Genomic DNA, 2,284 nt, shown 5'->3' on the forward strand with positions numbered 1-2,284 from the left:
CGTCGACGCGGTGGCCCGGGCACTTTCTTCAGCTGGACCTTGGAAGGACACGACCCCATGAGCTTCCCAAACCACCGCCCGCGGCGCCTCCGCCAGACCCCGGCCCTGCGCCGCCTCGTCGCCGAGACGCGGCTGCACCCGGCCGAGCTCATCCTCCCCGCGTTCATCCGCGAGGGGCTGAGCGAGCCGGCGCCGCTCCAGTCCATGCCCGGTGTGGTCCAGCACAGCACCGAGTCGCTCAAGCGGGCCGCGGTTGACGCCGCCGAGCTGGGCCTCGGCGGGATCATGCTGTTCGGCGTCCCCGCGGTGCGGGACGCCGTCGGCTCGGCCTCCCTCGACCCGGACGGCGTGCTCAACGCCGCGATCCGCGACGTGCGCGCCGAGGTGGGGGACTCGCTCGTCGTCATGAGCGACGTATGCCTCGACGAGTTCACGGACCATGGCCATTGCGGCGTGCTCGACGCCGAGGGCCGCGTGGACAACGACGCGACGCTCGAGATCTATGCGCAGATGGCGATCGCGCAGGCGGCCGCCGGCGCGCACGTGCTCGGCCCGAGCGGCATGATGGACGGCCAGGTCGCCGTCATCCGGCAGGCGCTCGATGCCGCGGGGCACCAGGACGCCTCCGTGCTCGCGTACGCGGCGAAGTACGCGTCCGCTTTCTACGGGCCTTTCCGCGAGGCCGTCGATTCCCAGCTCAAGGGCGATCGCCGCACCTACCAGATGGATGCGGCCAACCGGCGCGAGGCCATCCTCGAGGTCCAGCTCGACCTTGAAGAGGGCGCGGACATGGTCATGGTCAAGCCGGCCATGAGCTACCTCGATATCGTCGCAGACATCGCGGCCATGAGCACGGTGCCCGTCGCGGCCTACCAGATCTCCGGCGAATACGCGATGATCGAGGCGGCCGCCGCGAACGGATGGATCGACCGCAAGGCAGCGATCCTCGAGTCCGTGCTCGGCATCCGGCGCGCCGGGGCGAACGTCGTCCTGACGTACTGGGCGCCCGAGATCGCAAGGTGGCTGCGCGAGGGTTAGGCCACGCTCGTGGCGCGGGAATGATCGGGCCGCGGGAATGATCGGGCACGGGAGGGGGTTTCAATGCATATGCATGGAACCAGCGGAACTGAGTCTCCCGTCCTTCTCGGCGTCAACACCTTCGGCGACGTGGGCCTCGGCCCCGACAGCGAGCCTAAGCCCCACGCGCAGGTGATCCGCGAGGTCGTCGAGGAGGGCAAGCTCGCGGACGACGTCGGGCTGCACGCCTTCGGGGTCGGCGAGCACCATCGCAAGGACTTCGCGGTCTCGACGCCCGAGGTCCTGCTCGCGGCCGTCGCGGCGCAGACCTCGGCCATCCGACTCGCCTCAGCTGTGACCGTCCTCTCGTCCGACGATCCGGTGCGGGTCTTCCAGCGGTTCTCGACGCTCGATGCGGTCTCGAACGGCCGCGCCGAGGTCATCCTGGGGCGCGGTTCGTTCATCGAGTCGTTCCCTCTGTTCGGCCTCGACCTCGAGGACTACGAGATCCTGTTCGAGGAGAAGCTCGAGCTCTTCGACCGCGTGCGCTCGCAGAAGCCCGTGAACTGGGAGGGCCGCACACGCGGGCCGATTCGGGGCCTCACGGCGTACCCGCATCTCGAGGACGGTCTGCTCGACACCTGGATCGGCGTGGGCGGCACCCCGCAGTCGGTCGTGCGCGCGGCGCACTATGGCTATCCGGTGAGCTTCGCGATCATCGGCGGCGAGCCGGCGCGCTTCGCGCCGTTCATCGACCTCTACAAGCGCTCGCTCGAGAAGTTCGGCAAGCCGTACACGCAGCTCGCCACCCACTCGCCGGGGCACGTCGCCGCGACGGACGAGCAGGCTCGCGAGGAGCTCTTCCCGCACTGGCTCGCGATGCGGAACCGGATCGGCGCCGAGCGCGGATGGGGGCCAGGGAGCCGGACCGAGTTCAACGCGCAGGCGTCGAGGGCCGGTGCGCTCTACGTCGGCTCGCCCGAAACGGTCGCCCGGAAGATCGCGGACACAAGCAAGGTGCTCGGCACGGAGCGTTTCGACCTCAAATACTCGAGCGGGACGCTCCCGCACGGCGCGATGATGCAGAGCATCGAGCTCCTCGGCACGAAGGTGGCCCCGCTCGTCGCGGACATGCTCGCGTAGGCCGCTCCGAGGCCCCGCCCATCGGCCAGCTCGAGTTCGTGTCCGTTTCTCGTGGACACCTTGCGGTGTCCCGGCCGGACGCGCCGCCGCCGGAACCGGTTGGCAACGATCAACCGGACAGGAC

At 69.7% G+C, this 2,284-nt stretch carries 2 protein-coding genes; both read left to right on the plus strand.

Features of this window, described 5'->3' with window-relative positions:
* The first annotated feature begins 57 nt into the window (after window positions 1-57).
* Window positions 58-1,038: a porphobilinogen synthase gene (hemB, locus tag ACLN58_RS21260; protein WP_415857206.1), complete on the plus strand. Its 981-nt coding sequence runs from the start codon at window positions 58-60 to the stop codon at window positions 1,036-1,038.
* Window positions 1,039-1,101: 63 nt separating this feature from the next.
* The gene (locus ACLN58_RS21265; protein WP_415857207.1) at window positions 1,102-2,160 is read left to right on the plus strand and encodes an LLM class flavin-dependent oxidoreductase; all 1,059 of its coding nucleotides are present in this window, start codon (window positions 1,102-1,104) and stop codon (window positions 2,158-2,160) included.
* Window positions 2,161-2,284: the final 124 nt, after the last annotated feature.

Origin of the sequence: Sinomonas sp. G460-2, assembly GCF_047759905.1 — a bacterium.
Lineage (GTDB): Bacteria > Actinomycetota > Actinomycetes > Actinomycetales > Micrococcaceae > Sinomonas.